The 15,569-nt window shown below is 53.9% G+C and carries 20 protein-coding genes and 1 riboswitch; of the genes, 7 read left to right on the top strand and 13 right to left on the bottom strand.

Going from position 1 to position 15,569, the window contains the following annotated elements:
* The first annotated feature begins 55 nt into the window (after window positions 1-55).
* Window positions 56-1,195, top strand: coding sequence for an alanine dehydrogenase (gene ald / locus SIB41_RS01060; RefSeq protein ID WP_011825163.1), 1,140 nt, complete (start codon window positions 56-58; stop codon window positions 1,193-1,195).
* 60 nt (window positions 1,196-1,255) lie between these two features.
* Here ald and SIB41_RS01055 read toward each other — a convergent pair whose 3' ends face one another.
* Window positions 1,256-2,383 carry a DUF3326 domain-containing protein gene (locus tag SIB41_RS01055; protein ID WP_413359759.1) on the bottom strand — a complete coding sequence of 376 codons (1,128 nt, stop codon included), beginning with the start codon at window positions 2,381-2,383 and terminating at the stop codon, window positions 1,256-1,258.
* 12 nt (window positions 2,384-2,395) lie between these two features.
* Window positions 2,396-2,596, bottom strand: a complete 201-nt coding sequence (locus SIB41_RS01050; protein WP_011130832.1) for a hypothetical protein — start codon at window positions 2,594-2,596, stop codon at window positions 2,396-2,398.
* A 5-nt stretch (window positions 2,597-2,601) separates the two neighbouring features.
* Here SIB41_RS01050 and SIB41_RS01045 point away from each other — a divergent pair, with 5 nt between their 5' ends.
* Entirely contained in the window at window positions 2,602-2,895 is a 294-nt protein-coding gene (locus tag SIB41_RS01045) for a hypothetical protein (RefSeq protein ID WP_413359756.1), read from the top strand.
* Window positions 2,896-2,914: 19 nt separating this feature from the next.
* Here SIB41_RS01045 and SIB41_RS01040 read toward each other — a convergent pair whose 3' ends face one another.
* From SIB41_RS01040 to SIB41_RS01000, 9 genes are all read right to left on the bottom strand, one after another.
* Window positions 2,915-3,865 carry a F0F1 ATP synthase subunit gamma gene (locus SIB41_RS01040; protein ID WP_011130834.1) on the bottom strand — a complete coding sequence of 317 codons (951 nt, stop codon included), beginning with the start codon at window positions 3,863-3,865 and terminating at the stop codon, window positions 2,915-2,917.
* Window positions 3,866-3,895: 30 nt separating this feature from the next.
* Window positions 3,896-5,413 carry a F0F1 ATP synthase subunit alpha gene (atpA, locus tag SIB41_RS01035; RefSeq protein WP_011130835.1) on the bottom strand — a complete coding sequence of 506 codons (1,518 nt, stop codon included), beginning with the start codon at window positions 5,411-5,413 and terminating at the stop codon, window positions 3,896-3,898.
* Between the two features lie 51 nt (window positions 5,414-5,464).
* Complete coding sequence (gene atpH, locus SIB41_RS01030) at window positions 5,465-6,013, bottom strand: ATP synthase F1 subunit delta (protein ID WP_011130836.1); 549 nt, start codon at window positions 6,011-6,013, stop codon at window positions 5,465-5,467.
* Window positions 6,013-6,531 (bottom strand): F0F1 ATP synthase subunit B, encoded by a 519-nt coding sequence (locus tag SIB41_RS01025; protein WP_413359754.1) that lies wholly within the window; start codon window positions 6,529-6,531, stop codon window positions 6,013-6,015. The genes atpH and SIB41_RS01025 overlap by 1 nt, the downstream gene beginning before the upstream one ends.
* Window positions 6,528-6,983 carry a F0F1 ATP synthase subunit B' gene (locus tag SIB41_RS01020; protein WP_011130838.1) on the bottom strand — a complete coding sequence of 152 codons (456 nt, stop codon included), beginning with the start codon at window positions 6,981-6,983 and terminating at the stop codon, window positions 6,528-6,530. Before SIB41_RS01020 ends, SIB41_RS01025 begins: the two co-directional genes overlap by 4 nt.
* A 144-nt stretch (window positions 6,984-7,127) precedes the next feature.
* Window positions 7,128-7,376 carry an ATP synthase F0 subunit C gene (atpE, locus tag SIB41_RS01015; protein ID WP_011130839.1) on the bottom strand — a complete coding sequence of 83 codons (249 nt, stop codon included), beginning with the start codon at window positions 7,374-7,376 and terminating at the stop codon, window positions 7,128-7,130.
* A gap of 167 nt (window positions 7,377-7,543) precedes the next feature.
* A complete protein-coding gene (gene atpB / locus SIB41_RS01010) occupies window positions 7,544-8,269 on the bottom strand; it encodes a F0F1 ATP synthase subunit A (protein WP_011130840.1) in 726 nt (241 codons plus the stop codon).
* Between the two features lie 87 nt (window positions 8,270-8,356).
* Window positions 8,357-8,875: a H+-transporting ATP synthase gene (locus SIB41_RS01005; protein ID WP_011130841.1), complete on the bottom strand. Its 519-nt coding sequence runs from the start codon at window positions 8,873-8,875 to the stop codon at window positions 8,357-8,359.
* Entirely contained in the window at window positions 8,872-10,095 is a 1,224-nt protein-coding gene (locus tag SIB41_RS01000; RefSeq protein ID WP_413359750.1) for a class I SAM-dependent methyltransferase, read from the bottom strand. Before SIB41_RS01000 ends, SIB41_RS01005 begins: the two co-directional genes overlap by 4 nt.
* Before the next feature lie 286 nt (window positions 10,096-10,381).
* On the opposite strand from SIB41_RS01000, the gene SIB41_RS00995 reads away from it, so the two are divergent.
* From SIB41_RS00995 to SIB41_RS00985, 3 genes are all read left to right on the top strand, one after another.
* Window positions 10,382-11,629 carry an FtsW/RodA/SpoVE family cell cycle protein gene (locus tag SIB41_RS00995; RefSeq protein ID WP_413359747.1) on the top strand — a complete coding sequence of 416 codons (1,248 nt, stop codon included), beginning with the start codon at window positions 10,382-10,384 and terminating at the stop codon, window positions 11,627-11,629.
* An 87-nt stretch (window positions 11,630-11,716) separates the two neighbouring features.
* Window positions 11,717-12,385 (top strand): cytochrome c biogenesis CcdA family protein, encoded by a 669-nt coding sequence (locus SIB41_RS00990; RefSeq protein ID WP_196757488.1) that lies wholly within the window; start codon window positions 11,717-11,719, stop codon window positions 12,383-12,385.
* A gap of 4 nt (window positions 12,386-12,389) precedes the next feature.
* Entirely contained in the window at window positions 12,390-13,682 is a 1,293-nt protein-coding gene (locus SIB41_RS00985; protein WP_413359744.1) for a cytochrome c biogenesis protein ResB, read from the top strand.
* 337 nt (window positions 13,683-14,019) lie between these two features.
* Here SIB41_RS00985 and SIB41_RS00980 read toward each other — a convergent pair whose 3' ends face one another.
* On the bottom strand, window positions 14,020-14,205 hold the full coding sequence (locus tag SIB41_RS00980; RefSeq protein WP_413359741.1) for a hypothetical protein: 186 nt from the start codon (window positions 14,203-14,205) through the stop codon (window positions 14,020-14,022).
* Between the two features lie 79 nt (window positions 14,206-14,284).
* Entirely contained in the window at window positions 14,285-14,692 is a 408-nt protein-coding gene (queF, locus tag SIB41_RS00975) for a preQ(1) synthase (protein ID WP_063419553.1), read from the bottom strand.
* 198 nt (window positions 14,693-14,890) lie between these two features.
* Window positions 14,891-14,966, top strand: a riboswitch (Glutamine riboswitch).
* Between the two features lie 62 nt (window positions 14,967-15,028).
* On the opposite strand from queF, the gene SIB41_RS00970 reads away from it, so the two are divergent.
* Window positions 15,029-15,247 carry a DUF4278 domain-containing protein gene (locus SIB41_RS00970; RefSeq protein ID WP_074160138.1) on the top strand — a complete coding sequence of 73 codons (219 nt, stop codon included), beginning with the start codon at window positions 15,029-15,031 and terminating at the stop codon, window positions 15,245-15,247.
* 69 nt (window positions 15,248-15,316) lie between these two features.
* Window positions 15,317-15,544 (top strand): hypothetical protein, encoded by a 228-nt coding sequence (locus SIB41_RS00965; protein ID WP_413359739.1) that lies wholly within the window; start codon window positions 15,317-15,319, stop codon window positions 15,542-15,544.
* Window positions 15,545-15,569: the final 25 nt, after the last annotated feature.

The following is a 15,569-nucleotide window of genomic DNA, read 5'->3' as shown; positions in this document are numbered from 1 at the left end:
AAAACCTGGTCAGGCTGCCCTGATGTCGCCAACCTAAAACAAGTCATTGGCGTCCATGGACTCCTCTATTCTTTCGGCCCCAATAGCCAGCATCGGGGTACCGACCGAAATTAAAGCCGATGAGCTGAGAGTGGCACTTACTCCTGACGGGGTGAAAGAACTGGTCAACAAGGGGCTAGAAGTAAGGGTTCAGGCTGGCGCCGGGGCTGGAGCGGGCATTGGTGATGAGGCCTTCGCTGATGCCGGTGCCAAGCTTGTCAACCGCGAGGAGGCCTGGGCAGCCCATCTCGTCGTGAAGGTGAAGGAGCCTCAGGAAGAGGAGTTCTGTCTACTCAGGCAAGACATGGTGCTCTTCACTTACCTACACCTAGCCGCCTACCCAAAGGTGGGTGAAGCGCTACTCAATGCTGGCACCACCGGTGTGGGTTACGAAACGGTGCAACTAGAAAACGGCAGCCTGCCGCTACTGGCACCAATGAGCGAAATCGCCGGCCGTCTAGCCGCACAAGTGGGCGCCCATTTGCTCGAACGACCTCATGGCGGACGCGGCGTGCTGATCGGAGGCTGCACCGGCGTGCAACCGGCCCGGGTGGTCGTGTTGGGCGCTGGCACCGTGGGCTGGAATGCAGCCAGGCTGGCCGCCGCCATGGATGCCGAAGTGATGTTGCTAGACCGCTCACCTGAACGGTTGCGTAGCCTTGAGACAAGCCGCCGCGGCAGGCTGATTAGCGTTGTCAACAGCCGTGGCCTGCTGGAGCGACTCATCCCCACTGCAGACCTTTTGATCGGTGCCGTCCTGACGCCCGGAGGTCGAGCACCCACCCTCGTCGATGAAGAGATGGTGAAACAAATGAAGCCCAATTCAGTGATCGTGGATGTAGCGATCGATCAGGGAGGTTGTGTGGCCACCAGCCAAGAAACCACCCATACCCATCCCACCGTGACCATCCACGGCGTCCAGCACTACGCCGTCGGCAACATGCCAGGTGCGGTGCCTTTTACCTCCACTGAAGCTCTGGTGAGTGTGACCCTGCCCTACATCCTTGGCATTGCCGGGCGGGGCCTTGAGGAGGCCGTCACCGAACGTCCCGAACTTCTTTCCGGGCTCAACACAATTCAAGGCTCCGTTTGTCATCCGGGTGTCGCCAAGGCCCTAGGGCTACCACCAAGGCACCCAATGGCATGCTTACGCTAAACAGCCTTCACCACAAAACCAGCTCTCAAAAACACCGCTTCGCAACGCTTTTAATCAGCATCACGACAGTGGCGTATCAGAACTGGATGAGATCTCACTCAACCGATCCAAAGGCCTCTGCAGGGAGTCCTGCGCAATCCCCTCCCTGAGAGCCAGTAGCAATCCTGCAGCTTCCGCATAACTACGAGCTCTCTGCACTCCGGATGTGATTCCCAGCGCCTCTGGCGTCACCTTCAACACGCTCGGGTTGGTCACGGTGATCAAAGGGACACCCCGCTCCAAGCAAGCCAACACCGCTTCACCGCCAAGAGCACCCTCCGGGGCCACTACCGCACCAAGCTGCTCAGCATGCAACAGCTCTGCTCCTGCCGGCAATGCCTCTTCAGTTGTGAGTGGCACCAGATCGGGTGCTCGACTTAATCCCACCAATACACAGGCCAAAAATGTATAGCCCAACTCCTCACCAGCAGCACGTGGATCCAAAAGTGGATCGCATGGCAGTGGAGACAAAGCCGGCGCATGAGCGCAAGGCAAGCCGAGCTCACGCACCAACAAATGGCTAATCACCGCCTCGGCACCGGCAAGCGCATCAACACCACTGCCCTGGCGATAGGCCCTCAGAGCCTCGCTTTGAGGATCCTCCGGGAAACGGGCAACCACAGCGATTGCGCTGGCACCGGCATCGCGAAGCTGCTCGCCAGCCCGCAGCAGCGCATCGGGCTGGCCTAATTCACCCCAGCTCGCCCCACTACTCCCCTCGCGTAAGCGCACCTCCAAGGGAACGTCTGTGGTGACCACTGGCCCGAGATTCAAGCCAAGACTGGCGCGACAACCCTCAGCAACCTGCCATTGCCTCTGCCGCAACTCCGGTTCGATGCCAGCATCCAACAACAGACCAATCCGTTGCTGACGCACAGGTCGCAAGCCAAGCTCACCAACCGCAAAACGATCCAAGCTGTAGCCCTCGACGTATTGAATGCGCGGGTCGCTCCAATAAAGCGCCGCTCCATTGATCACATTCGGATGGGTGATCAAGCAACCGCTAGCTGCTGCTAACAGCCGAGCACTAGGCAAAGCATCACCGGCATAGCCACCAATCTCACAGCCAATCCCCGTAGGCACCACCAGCAAGGTAGGCAATGGAGGCGGGATCGATACGCTTGCAGAGAGAAGAAAAGAAGGGATCAAAACGTCATCCCCTTACGTGTCAGAACTAACCACAACCGCCTCAATCTTCAACTTGCGAGAGTGGTCACCAGTGGATTCCACTGCTGTGATCGCCCATCGCAAGGGCTCTCCATGTGCAGCGAGCTGTTCTCGTAACCAGGGCCGCAACTGATGCAAAGGCAACTGCGCAGACCAGACCAGCTCAAGCTGCATCACACACAAATTCAAGCTCACTTCAGATGCTCACCAAACTGGGCTTCATTGAAGACATCCTGCCACCACAAAACTGGCAAAAAAAAAGCTGTGCTCCGAGCCATCAATCTCATTGGTGTCAGCAAAGCTACGCCAAAAGCTGTGACAGAGATCTAGATCAAAATGCATCATGCTGCTCAAGCCTCTCAGGAGAAAGGCTCAACACTCAGGCCACCGTTGAAGTCACTCTCGAAAAACACCGCCAAGATCACCGCTCACCCGTTCTGCATCGCAAAAACTCAAACCATCAAAAAGCCGGTCTCAAAAGACCGGCTCACTGAAGTTAAATCAAGCGCAAAACTAGGTACAAGACCCACCTACAACTTCCAGAATCTCCTGAGTAATTGCTGCCTGACGTGCTTTGTTGTAGTCAAGCGTGAGAGTCTTAGCTAAGGCCTTGGCGTTGTCGCTGGCATTGTTCATCGCCGTCATCCGACTGGCCAACTCGGAAGCCGCCGATTCCTGGAGGGCACGCAGCATCTGATTTTGCAGATAGAGAGGCAACAAAGCATTGAGCAGTTGCTCAGGACTCTGTTCAAAAATGATGTCCGAAGGCAGCGGAGGCTGCTCATTAGCAGGCCCAACACCTTTCTCAACTGTGAGACGACTATCCTTTGTCGTCAGCCGGAAGATCTCATCATCAGCTTCGGCGATGCCCTGGGGATCAAGCGGCAAGAGGGTTTGCACCACAGGATTGCAGCTCACAAGGTTAATGAACTTGGTGTAAATCACCTCGATTCGATCTGTGCTTTGAGAAAGGAATTCGGCTAAAACCTCAGTGGTGATCGACTCTGCGTCGTCAGAGGTTGGAACTTGCTCAAGGCCAGTGAAGGTAGCCCGAATCGTGTACTGGCTTGATCGATTGCTGAAATAGGTGATTGCCTTGCGACCAATTAAGACAAGATCAACCTTGTATCCCTGGCCATTCAACTCGGCATAGCGCTGCTCAGTGCGCTTAATGATGTTGGAGTTGTAGCCTCCGCAAAGGCCACGATCACCTGTAACAGCAAGCAGGGTAATGGTTTTGAGATCGCTGGTCTTCAAGAGAGGCGCATCTGCCATCTCAAAACTCATTCGCGATTGAATGTTCTCCAACACGCGAGCCAACCGGTCGGCGAAAGGGCGACTTCGCAACACCTGTTCCTGTGCTCGACGCACTTTCGCAGCCGCTACGAGACGCATCGCCTCAGTAATCTTTCTGGTGTTCTTAACGGAAACGATCCGGTCTCGGATGTCCTTGAGGTTCGCCATGGATAGGGTTCTCCGGGTTTACCTTCAGGGTCAGGCCGAGGCCAGCATCGACGACTTCACCTCGTTGATGGCGGCCTTGAGAATGGTCTCAGCATCCTCGTTGAGCACCTTCTCAGTCTGAACTTTGGTGATGTACTCGGGCTTGTTGGTCTTGAGGTAATCACGCAATTCACGTGAAAACTGAGTGACCTGATCCTCAGGCACCTCATCAATCAAGCCTTTCACTCCTGCATAAACGATCGCAACCTGCTCAGCCAAATTCAGCGGTGCAAACTGAGGCTGCTTAAGCAGCTCGCGCAGTCGCTTACCACGCCCCAACTGCTTCTGAGTTGCTTCATCTAAATCAGAGGCGAACTGAGAGAAAGCAGCCAATTCATCAAACTGAGCCAACTCAAGCTTCAACGTGCCGGCAATCTTTTTGATCGCTTTGGTTTGCGCAGCACCACCAACCCGGCTCACTGAAATGCCAACGTTGATGGCAGGACGCAATCCTGAGTTGAAAAGATCTGAACTCAAGAAAATCTGACCATCCGTGATTGAAATCACATTGGTAGGGATATAAGCCGACACGTCTCCTGCTTGGGTTTCAATGATCGGCAGTGCCGTCATCGAACCGCTACCCATCGCATCAGAAAGCTTTGCTGCCCTCTCAAGAAGGCGGCTGTGGAGATAGAAGACATCTCCTGGATAGGCTTCACGACCGGGAGGACGACGCAGCAGCAGTGACATCTGACGATAGGCCTGGGCCTGCTTAGTTAGATCGTCGTAGATGACCAAAGTCGCCTTGCCCTTGTACATGAACGACTCAGCAATAGCTGCGCCCGTGTAAGGAGCCAGGTACTGCAAAGCAGCAGGGTCGGAAGCGCTAGCTGCCACAATCACGGTGTAATCGAGAGCGCCCTTCTCGCGAAGCACCTCAACTACGTTGGCCACAGAGGCAGCCTTCTGGCCGACAGCTACATAAACACAGACAACATCTTCTCCCTTCTGGTTGATGATCGTGTCGATTGCGATCGCAGTCTTACCTGTCTGACGGTCACCAATGATCAACTCACGCTGACCCCTACCGATAGGAATCATCGAATCGATTGATGTAATCCCTGTCTGCAGCGGCTCATGCACCGACTTACGTTTAATGATGCCTGGAGCTATCGACTCAATCAAGCGACTCTCAGTGCTGGGGATGTCGCCTTTGCCATCCATCGGTTGACCCAAAGGAGTCACCACTCTGCCCAGCATCTCATCGCTGACGGGCACTGAGGCAATCTTGCCAGTGGCTTTGACGGTACTGCCTTCCTGAATACCAACACCCTCACCCATCAACACCGCACCAACGTTGTCGTCCTCCAAATTGAGGGCGATACCTTCAGTGCCATCCTCAAATTCCACCAGTTCGCCAGCCATGACCTGCTCAAGGCCATAGACACGAGCGATACCGTCACCAATCTGCAGAACAGTGCCGACGTTGCTGACGGAAACCGACTTGTCATAGTCGGAGATCTGCTGCTTGAGAATCGCGCTGATCTCGTCGGGGCGAATGGAAACCATGGGAGGCGTTGGTGTTGAGGAAGAGGGTGAGAAAGAGAAAAAGGTAGGGAGCTAGCTCACCTTGGCCAGTGCCAGGCCAAGACGTCGAACCTGTCCAGCAACGCTGGCGTCGATCACCTTGGAGCCGACGTTGACAACGAAACCACCGATTAAATCTGGATCAATTTTGAGGTTGATCTCCAACTTGTCGGTATTAGCCACAGCCTGCACTTTCTTTTGCAGCGCAGCCTGTTGCTGCTCACTGAGTTCAGCAGCAGAAGTCACTGTGGCGAGAGCGATGTTGCGTTGCTCGCGATAGAGCTCAATCAAGCGCTCAAGCACCGCATCCAAAACGCCGATTCGCTGACGATCGGCGAGCAGCTTCAGCAGGTTGAGGAAAGAAGGTGTGACCTGATTAGCAAACAGCTTTTGCAAGGCAGCCTTCTTAGCCTCCACTTCCAAAACGGGTGAGGCCATTGCCCCACTTAACTCAGGGCAGTCGTTCCACAAGGCCAGAACTGCCTTTGCCTGATCAACCACCTGATCGACTTCCTTGCGGCTTTCAGCCACTTGAAGAAAGGCCTCGGCATAGGGGGTGGTGATGGTGTTAAGCAGTGGCATCAGGCTTCCCCAAGGTTTTTGATGGACTGACTCACCAACTTGGATTGAGCCTCGGTATTGAGTTTCCCAGGTAAAGCAGATAGTGCATTCTCTATCGCCATACGGGCAGCTTCTCGACGTAATTGAGCGCTAGCACGACTGGCTTCAGCATTGAGATCTGCTGTAGCACCCTGCTTAACACGTGCCATCTCCTCAACCGTGCGTTTTTCACTGTCAAGACGAATGGCTTCCGCACGAAGCTTGCAATCCTCGCGGATCTGTTCGGCTTTCTGATGGGCAGCTGCCAAATCCTTTTTGGCAGCTGCCAAAGCCTCGGTGGCCTTAAGCAGACGATCTTCAGCATCCTGAAGATCAGCCATAATCGCGACACGGCGGCGCTCAAGGATCCCCCCTATAAAAGGAGGAAGGAATTTGTAGAGACCGAAAATAACAATCGCCAGATTGACAATGTTGGCGTCAAACAAGTCGAGGTTCAGGCCGAAACCACCCTCACTGGCAAAGAACAAAGGACTAATCATTTGGCTGCCAGCAGGCGGTTAACGATGAGATCACCAAGCTTTTCTGCATCACCCTTAAGTTGACTCAGGGCCGAATCCCTCTGAGCATCAATCTCACGACGAGCCTTCTCCCGAGCTGCATTCGCATCAGCATTTGCAATAGCGAGGGCTTCTCGGTAGAGCTGTTCAGAATCCTTTTCAGCTTCTTGAATTAACTGCTGGGCAGCGATACGGGCTGACTTGAGCTGTTCCTTAAGCTCTAACTCCAGCTTCTCCGCCTCCGCAAGCTTTTGCTTTGCCTCAGCGCGACTGGTTGTGACATAGACCTCTCGTTCCTCAACGACCCGACCAACGGGTCTGAAGAAGAGAGCATTGAGGATGAAGGTGAGGAGCACCACCTGCAACGCCATGAGCGGCAGAGTGGCATCGAAGTCAAATAGACCTCCAGCACCGAACAGAAGCAAGCTGGTCATGAGGCGAGAGTGACAGCAGTTGAAGCAGGACTCAGAACGGAGTGAAGGCTGGAGGGCGATGAATGCCCCTGGGAAGAGTTCCGATCAACTCACAACCATGGCCGTGAGGTGATGAGAGCAGCCAGCTAGCGACTCCGGTCTGGATCAACCAGCGAAGGGATTGGCGAACAGCAACACCAAGGCGACCACAAGGCCATAGATGGTGAGAGATTCCATAAAGGCAAAAGAGAGCAGCAGGGTGCCGCGAATCTTGCCTTCAGCTTCAGGCTGGCGGGCAATGCCCTCAACAGCGCCGCCTGCAGCGGTGCCCTGACCGATACCTGGGCCGATGGCCCCGAGGCCTACAGCTAGACCAGCGGCAACAACAGACGCGGCGGTGGTAATGGAATCCATGGTTGAACTAAAGGTGTGGGGCGCTAAAACAGCGCGTATGGGGACCGAGAGGTTGATACCAGCGCCAGGGACATCTCGGAGATTGTGAGATGGGCCCGAACAAGCCGGACCTGCGCGCATGGAGTTTGCCAGACCGAGGGGTTAGGCCTGGCTAGATCAGAGTTTGATCAATGGTGCTCTTCTACCGCTTCACCGATGTAATAGGCGGCGAGGGTGGCGAAGATTAGAGCCTGAATGGCACTGGTGAACAGGCCAAGGAACATGACCGGGACTGGCAGGAAGAGGGGAACCAGGAAAACCAAAACTGCAACAACCAATTCATCAGCAAGGATGTTTCCAAACAGACGAAAGGAGAGTGATAAAGGCTTGGTGAAATCCTCCACGATCTTGAAGGGGATCATGATCGGGGTTGGATGGACGTAGTACTCGAAGTACCGCAATCCCTTGCGACTCAAACCGGCATAGAAGTAAGAGAGCGACACAAGTAGAGCAAGTGCCACGGTGGTATTGATATCAGCAGTAGGAGCACCCAACTCCCCACTGGGGAGGTGGATTAATTTCCATGGGACCAAAGACCCGCCCCAATTGCTTACAAAGATGAACAAGAACAAGGTGCCAATGAACGGCATCCAATCGCGATAAGCCTTCTCACCAATCTGGGTGCGAGCTAAATCACGGATGTAATCCCAGAGGAACTCGAGAAGATTTTGAACACCGTGTGGATCACGCTCCATCTTGCGTGTGCCCACAACAACAAGGGCAAGAATGGCGCCAATCACAATCCAGGATGTCATGAACACCTGGCCATGGAGCTGAAGATTGCCAATCTGCCAGTAAAGGTGTTGACCCACCTCCAGTTCGGCAAAGGGAAGAGCAATTGGCAAGAAACCCATCAGGCTGGAAATTCGGTGTCGAGAAAACGACGGTTTGAGGAGAAGCCGGCAAACCGGCAATTCAGTTGATCCAGGTTTGGTTCAAGTTCATGACTCAAGCAAAACCTGCAGGATCATGGCGGGCTTATAGAGCAGAAAACCGAGCAGGGCCGGCAGAAGCTCAAGCTGAGGCAAACGAGAAACCGCAAGTACAAGCAAAACGGGAACGAGAAGCTGAAACTTGCTCACACTCTTCGATCCGTTGCCCAGCTTGCCAACGCTGCGAGCTAAAAGCCGCAGGTAGAGAACTCCAGACAAAGCACCGACTAGCACACTGCTAGCGATGTGAAGATCGAAGAAAAGTGCGGTGACGGCCACCGCAAAAGCGGAGACGGTCAACGTTGCCAGGATGTAGCGCCGCTGTAGCTGCGCATAGTCGTCAGATGAAGCCGTAGAAACCACAGCTGACAACTCAGGATCCATAGAGAGCTCAGTGTTAGGGCTAGCCTCCACAGCTGTTTCCAGTCCACCCTGTCCCTCCTTTGGAGGGTCAATTTCAGGCTGGAGCAGCGGGGATGCCAGCAAGGGCGCCGAGGCTCTTGGATAAAGGCCCGCGGAATCTATCATGTAGATGCAACATTTCCAGGCGAAAGCAAGAGCACCTGCCGCCGTTGCAAATCCCTGGCCAAAGAGCTGATCCGCTTCGAATCCCAGCCAAGCGGCAAACATCCGAGAGCTGTATCAGGCGCCGCCTCGATTGCCTTAAGCAACTCAACTTGCTCAACACTTAGCTCTAGAGGAGCCATCTCGAAATCCAGCAAAGACTGGCCAGGCCAGCCCCAGAGACAGATAGAAAGCTTTCCCGTAGCAGCAAGCAACTCCTGATCATCTGTCCAACCCAGGGAGGCCTGTGGCCCCTTGGAGAGGAAGAACTCGAAATGACTGATGTCTGGATCTAGCTGTTCCATCAGTTGCCATTGCTGACGCTGCGTTAACGCCAAAGCCATCTCTAGCAATTCACCCTGCAACAGCCTTACTGGATCCCAAACCTTGGGATTAGAAAAACCCACAAACTCCAAATCAGCTGAAGCGACAAAAGCAAAAAGTCGTTCAAGGTTGTAACTCGTCTCCTGGGGATGGAGATACATATCTGCAAAGTTCACGTCTGCTACGCAGTCGATAGCCCAGCGCTGTTCATGATTAAGCCTGAGGCGATTGTGCTCAGGCAAGATTTCAAAAAGCTGCCGGGCCAATCTCAGGCCCTGCTCATCAGTGCCCAATCCCAGGGACGAAAGAAACCGCTGAATGCGATGAATTTCCCATCGACCAGCTTCGGCATAAAGGAAAAGGTGCAGCAAAGCCCCTGGCTTTAAACGTGATGCCAGAGCTTTGAGTCCAGCTTCTGGCTGTCGCAAGTGGTGCAGCGCACCAACGGAATTGATGTAGTCAAATTGCCCCTCATCTTCAAGCTCGAGCAAGCTTTGGTTCTCGATACGAACATGCGCCTGATCGTTGCCTCCGGAACGCTGTAAACGCTCTCGAGCCACCTCCAGCGCGCCGCGGGAAATGTCCACAGCCAGAATCTCCGCGCCGGGATTGAGATGGGCTAGGTAATCGGTACTAACACCCGTACCGCATCCGGCATCAAGGATTTTTAGAGGCTCACTACCAGCACATTTTCGGACAACAGAACCGGTACAGACCGCATAGGCCATATCCACACACCAACGCCAGTTGTATCCAGGCGGCGGCCCGTCCTGCAAAGGATCTCCTGGGTAAGGGAACCGGTCATAAAAAGCACTGACAACAGGTGTGGCCTCATCGCACGGCTGAGCAGCAGAGGACATCGAAAGGGAGCTGGCAACAAAGCGAGCATTTCATGGCCTCCCCCGAGGGGAGTCAGGACATCCCCTACAGCAAATATCCCAAAGCGAAGAAAGCTGAATCGACAAAATCAAACTCGTTTCTAGAAAGAAGATTGTGAAGAGCAAAAATCGAACCTATGACATCTCCTGAATGCCCTTGAACTTCTCTTGTCCAATAATGTTTTAAGCAGTTTTTTGTTGTCAATTAAGACTTGGCAAAGTGCTATTAACACGTCTCAATAGGTCAACTTGACTAAGACCTCCCCTCTTGAGCAGCTCCTCCGTCCTATCCCGCCGGAGTCAAAAACAACGGCAAGGGGCATTACGGCGTAGCCGTAATGATGGAAGCGATCAGTTGTCTTTCTGGCAAAAACGTCTCCCCCTCCCCTGGGCACTCTGGCCCGCTGAAGGCCGTTTACTACTTACCCTTTTTGCCTTCTGGAGCCTGGCAGGGCTGATGGTGCTTGGCTCGGCTAGCTGGTGGGTAGCCACTCGAGAAATGGGAGAAGGTGCTTATTACCTCAAACGACAACTGATATGGATGGCTGCCAGCTGGAGCCTGCTTGGCCTGGCTGTCTCTACCAGTCTGCGCCGTTGGCTAAAACTTGCAGGACCAGCCCTCTGGCTCAGTTGCTTCCTCGTCGCAGCGACCCTAGTCATCGGTAGCACCGTCAATGGGGCCAGTCGCTGGTTAGTGATCGGCCCTCTCCAGATCCAGCCATCAGAACTAGTCAAACCCTTTGTGGTGCTGCAAGCCGCCAACCTGTTTGCCCACTGGCAGCGCATCAGATCAGATGAGAAATTGCTCTGGCTTGGCATCTTCGGGGCCCTACTTCTACTGATTCTCAAACAGCCCAACCTCAGCACTGCCGCACTGACGGGCATGTTGTTATGGCTGATGGCACTGGCCGCTGGTCTGAGGTTGCGCACTTTGCTGGCAACCGCCATGGCAGGCGGCCTGCTTGGCACAACCAGCATTCTGATCAATGAGTATCAGCGCATACGCGTGATCTCCTTCCTCGACCCATGGCAAGACCCACAAGGGAGTGGTTATCAGCTCGTACAAAGCCTGCTTGCCATCGGCTCCGGGGGGTGGTTTGGCGAGGGCTTCGGCCTCTCCACCCAAAAACTGCAATACCTGCCCATACAAAGCACTGATTTCATCTATGCCGTTTTTGCCGAGGAATTTGGTTTCGTGGGCTCGGTGATGATGTTGCTCTTCCTGATGTTGGTTGCTTTCCTCGGCCTAAGGGTAGCTCTGAGTTGCAGAACCAACCAGTCGCGATTGGTTGCTATCGGCTGCACAACGATCCTGGTGGGTCAAGCCGTGATCAATGTGGCCGTGGCCTCAGGCGTGATGCCCACAACCGGCTTGCCCTTGCCAATGGTGAGTTATGGAGGCAATTCACTGCTCTCAAGCGTCATGATTGCCGGTCTTTTGATCCGTTGTTCCCTTGAATCAACAGGGCTCCTTGGTGGCAGATCCCCTCGACAGCGACGTCAGTCGATAGGGTAAATACCGTAATTTGATCCGGCTGAACCGGCTCTACCCATCCCTGCTCTGGACCTGGTTCTCTCAGATCTAGCCCGCAACGGTGAGCAAATGCTCAGCCACGGGCTAAGCAATCAAGGTCCGCTCACCCTGGCCCTCGTTTTTGCTGCCGGCTTTCTAACCAGCCTAGGCCCCTGCTCCCTTTCCCTACTACCCGTCACCCTGGCCTATCTGGCAGGTTTTGATAGCAATCAGGCCCCCTGGCGCCGCAGCATCGCATTCTGTGGCGGCATTGTGGGTTCCCTGGTACTGCTTGGCAGTCTTAGTGGTCTGATCGGACGGATTTACGGCCAGGTGCCTGGAGTGGTGCCCACCTTGGTAGCACTGCTGGCAGTAGTCATGGGACTGAATCTGCTAGGCCTCCTAAAACTGCCCCTGCCTGCAGGACCAGATCCAGATCTTTGGCGGCAACGCGTTCCAGCTCCACTTGCCCCAGTGGCCGCCGGGTTGGCCTTCGGCCTAGCCGCCTCCCCCTGTACGACACCTGTGCTGGCTGTACTACTGGGATGGATCGCCCAGAGTGGTCAACCTTTGGTAGGAATCGTGCTACTCACCTGCTTTGGCATTGGGCAGGTCCTACCACTGCTACTAGCAGGAAGCGCAGCTGCCATCCTGCCGAAATTACTGGCACTGCGACCATTAGGCCGCTGGATCCCCCCCATGAGCGGAGCCGTTCTACTCACGACGGGCGTTCTCACTCTGTTGGCCCGCTGGAGCTGAACCTATGGCCACCTTTAAACGCCTTCTTGCCTGGATCTCCGACCTACGAATAGCCATAGGTTTGCTACTCGTTATCGCACTCGCAAGTGCCCTAGGTACTGCGATACCCCAAGGAGAACTCCGAGAGAGCTACCTGGAAGGCTATAGCGACAAACCCTGGCTGGGCTTTGTCAACGGTTCGATGATTCTGCGCCTGCAGTTGGATCACGTTTACACCAGCAGCTGGTTTTTAGCGCTGTTGGCCTGGCTTGGGCTTGCACTGATCCTCTGCAGCTGGCGAAGACAATGGCCTGCTCTGCAAGCAGCTCTGCAATGGATCGACTACCAGGAGCCGCGTCAATTAAGCAAACTGGCCATCGCCGAAACAATCTCAAGCCCACCCCAAAACGAAAGTATCGACAAACTGGCAGCCCATCTCCATCAACAGGGATGGCAAGTCCAACAACAGCCTGGCAGGCTTGCCGCGCGGCGCGGGATTATCGGCCGAGCAGGGCCAATGCTTGTGCATCTGGGCCTAGTGCTGCTGATGCTAGGGGCCGTCTGGGGTTCCTTGGGTGGAAATCGTTTGGAGCAATTCCTCGCCCCGGGGCGTTCCCTCGACTTGTTAAACCGTGATGGGAACAGCCATCTCAAACTCACCCTGACAAACTTTGGAATTGAAAGAGACCCAGCGGGTCGACCTGAACAGTTCCGCTCACAACTAGAGCTGCTTGAGCCTGGTCAAGACACTGCCAAGCTGCACGAAGTCAGTGTCAACCATCCACTGCGCTTCCATGGCTTAACTGTCTATCAAGCAGACTGGTCTCTAGCTGCCATCACACTGCAACTTGGCCGCAGCCCTCAGCTGCAGCTGCCTCTGCGCACTTTCCCAGAGCTGGGTGAACAGGTCTGGGGGCTCGTACTACCGACCAATCCTGATGGCAGCGAGCCAGTCCTTCTAAGCCTCACCAGCGAAGCAGGGCCAGTACAAGTGTTCGATGCCACCGGTGAGCGATTGGCCAGCCTGCGACCAGCAGGTCCAACCGCAGAAGTGAAGGGAATACCAATCCGCGTCGTCGATGTTCTACCCGCCAGCGGCCTGCTTCTCAAGCGCGATCCGGGCGTGCCTCTGGTCTACATCGGTTTCTTGATCACCCTGGTGGGTGGGGGACTGAGCATGATTGCCACACGCCAACTCTGGGCGGTAGGCGACCCTGAGAATGAATGCCTACACGTTGGCGGTCTCTGCAACCGCAATCTGACCGGCTTCGCTAATGAGCTGCCCAGCCTGCTTGCAGCAGCAATACCACAGCAATAAGAATCTATATTGACAATATTCCCATTATTTTTTTAATTCTCTGACCTTAGATCAACCAGCACAAGGAAAGCCAATAAACCTAGATTAGTGTAAACAGTTTTCATTTAAATGGTTATTCCAAAACCATTTAAATGAAAACTTCACACTTTCTTTAAGCATGCCTTAAAGGAGCATTCCTCTTAGTTGATGATTTTCAAATCACACTCTTGCATTCAAAAGCGCCTCCGCACCAATCTTATTTTCTGTCAATCCATTATTACCTTTCTTGCCATCACCATAGTGATTCAAGATGCAAATATTATGAAGCCCTGCATTGTAGTCGCTATTAATTACTCCGTCATTGATCAAAAAGAGATTGCCAATGCTTGAGAGCAGTTATTCTACCGCCTGAGTCTTCTATTGTGGCATGACTTACATAGCAATGTTCAATGAAATAAGCATTTTCGCCTGAAACACTTGGATCAGTATTAATTATACTGCCAGCATCATTTTGACGAGGTGTAAGTGACTTGCTCGCCATCATCAAGCCATAAGACTCTTTAGCAAAATTACGCTATCAATCTGACTGGGCATAAAACCAGCCATCTCTATTGCTTAAGTGACTAGCAGGGCTGACGACTGCCATGGCTAACCCGCACCACCGTATGCACATTGCCGCGCGGATTGAAATCTGCTTCTAATTGCATCCAGACCGGATTACAGGCGACAACCAAATCATCAAGGATCTTGTTTGCGGCCTCCTCATGTGAAATCGTGCAATTCCGATAGCTATTCACATAGAGCTTGATCGCTTTGAGCTCAATCACTCTCGGGCCTGGCTGATAAAGCAGACGTAGCACAGCAAAGTCGGGATACCCAGAGAACGGACATTGACAGGTGAACTCAGGCAACTCAATTGAGATCTCATAGGGCCGCTCAGGCCTCGGATTGTCAAAGCAGATCAGCTCACCCTCAGCAATCACCCGTTCGCCATAGAGGGTTTTAGATGCCTGCGCTTGAGTACTGCTCACGGGGATGGAACGATGCCTAAAACGGACCCTAGATCTCGCCTCCTAGCTCGGCCTTAGAGGAGAAAGAATCTGCTTTGGAGTCAACGCAAACCGCAGCAACGCTCATCAAAGCCCCAACTTAAGAAACTCTTCAGATAACAAAGTCGAAAACGTTCACCATGAACAGCGTGATCGCTGTAAAAAGGAATTGAAGGACAAAACGTTGAGCTAGGTCATCGCATCGTCGTTGATCCATCAGCCGGAAGTAGCCCTCCGCAAGGCGAAGCAACGCTCCTTTCCACGAAGCGGCACCTCTGCCATCAAGGCAAGAAACCCCATCCCTTCGAGGCTCATCCCATGACCACTCAAGAACGCACCTATCGCGGCGTCACCTACAAGACTGCTGACCACGAGCAGCCCAGTAACAGCGCCGTGAAGCATGTCTACCGCGGACAGCGCTATGAGGCTCCCCTCAAGCATGACGCACGACCTGCTGATACCGAGGTGGAACTCAATTATCGCGGCCAGGTCTACCATCACCGCCAAAATGACGCCGCAACAAGCTGCAACAGCTAAATCGGTAACAACAGCAACAACCCAGGCCCGTTGAAAAAGCCCTAATGGGTTCACTCACGGGCCCAGTTCATGGACATCTGGTTAATCGGTACTGGTGACAGTATCCAGATCCGCCCTGCCAGCATCCACGGAATGCTCTGGCTACAGACCCATTTTGAAGATGCCCACTGGGAAGCGCTTGCTTCAAGCCAAGTCAGACTTCCTCAATTGGACGCGGAAGCCCTTTCCCAGGATGCAAAGAACGCAGGAATGAGCCTCGGACATCTATCTGCCCTATCAGTTCCAGGCCGTTTCTGACACACTTCCTTTATCTCTGAACGAG

This window comes from Prochlorococcus sp. MIT 1201, from assembly GCF_047303415.1.
Classification (GTDB): domain Bacteria; phylum Cyanobacteriota; class Cyanobacteriia; order PCC-6307; family Cyanobiaceae; genus Prochlorococcus; species Prochlorococcus marinus_D.
Note: the sequence above shows the minus strand (reverse complement) of the source record. Positions and strands in the feature narration are given on the sequence as shown.

Bases quoted from the DNA above. Each gene is read 5' to 3' on its own strand.
- ald (WP_011825163.1), top strand. From the start codon at position 56: ATGGACTCCTCTATTCTTTCGGCCCCAATAGCCAGCATCGGGGTACCG.
- SIB41_RS01045 (WP_413359756.1), top strand. From the start codon at position 2,602: ATGCTCACCAAACTGGGCTTCATTGAAGACATCCTGCCACCACAAAAC.
- SIB41_RS01040 (WP_011130834.1), bottom strand. From the start codon at position 3,865: ATGGCGAACCTCAAGGACATCCGAGACCGGATCGTTTCCGTTAAGAAC.
- atpA (WP_011130835.1), bottom strand. From the start codon at position 5,413: ATGGTTTCCATTCGCCCCGACGAGATCAGCGCGATTCTCAAGCAGCAG.
- atpH (WP_011130836.1), bottom strand. From the start codon at position 6,013: ATGCCACTGCTTAACACCATCACCACCCCCTATGCCGAGGCCTTTCTT.
- SIB41_RS01025 (WP_413359754.1), bottom strand. From the start codon at position 6,531: ATGATTAGTCCTTTGTTCTTTGCCAGTGAGGGTGGTTTCGGCCTGAAC.
- SIB41_RS01020 (WP_011130838.1), bottom strand. From the start codon at position 6,983: ATGACCAGCTTGCTTCTGTTCGGTGCTGGAGGTCTATTTGACTTCGAT.
- atpE (WP_011130839.1), bottom strand. From the start codon at position 7,376: ATGGATTCCATTACCACCGCCGCGTCTGTTGTTGCCGCTGGTCTAGCT.
- atpB (WP_011130840.1), bottom strand. From the start codon at position 8,269: ATGGGTTTCTTGCCAATTGCTCTTCCCTTTGCCGAACTGGAGGTGGGT.
- SIB41_RS01005 (WP_011130841.1), bottom strand. From the start codon at position 8,875: ATGATAGATTCCGCGGGCCTTTATCCAAGAGCCTCGGCGCCCTTGCTG.
- SIB41_RS01000 (WP_413359750.1), bottom strand. From the start codon at position 10,095: ATGTCCTCTGCTGCTCAGCCGTGCGATGAGGCCACACCTGTTGTCAGT.
- SIB41_RS00990 (WP_196757488.1), top strand. From the start codon at position 11,717: ATGCTCAGCCACGGGCTAAGCAATCAAGGTCCGCTCACCCTGGCCCTC.
- SIB41_RS00985 (WP_413359744.1), top strand. From the start codon at position 12,390: ATGGCCACCTTTAAACGCCTTCTTGCCTGGATCTCCGACCTACGAATA.
- SIB41_RS00980 (WP_413359741.1), bottom strand. From the start codon at position 14,205: ATGATGGCGAGCAAGTCACTTACACCTCGTCAAAATGATGCTGGCAGT.
- SIB41_RS00970 (WP_074160138.1), top strand. From the start codon at position 15,029: ATGACCACTCAAGAACGCACCTATCGCGGCGTCACCTACAAGACTGCT.
- SIB41_RS00965 (WP_413359739.1), top strand. From the start codon at position 15,317: ATGGACATCTGGTTAATCGGTACTGGTGACAGTATCCAGATCCGCCCT.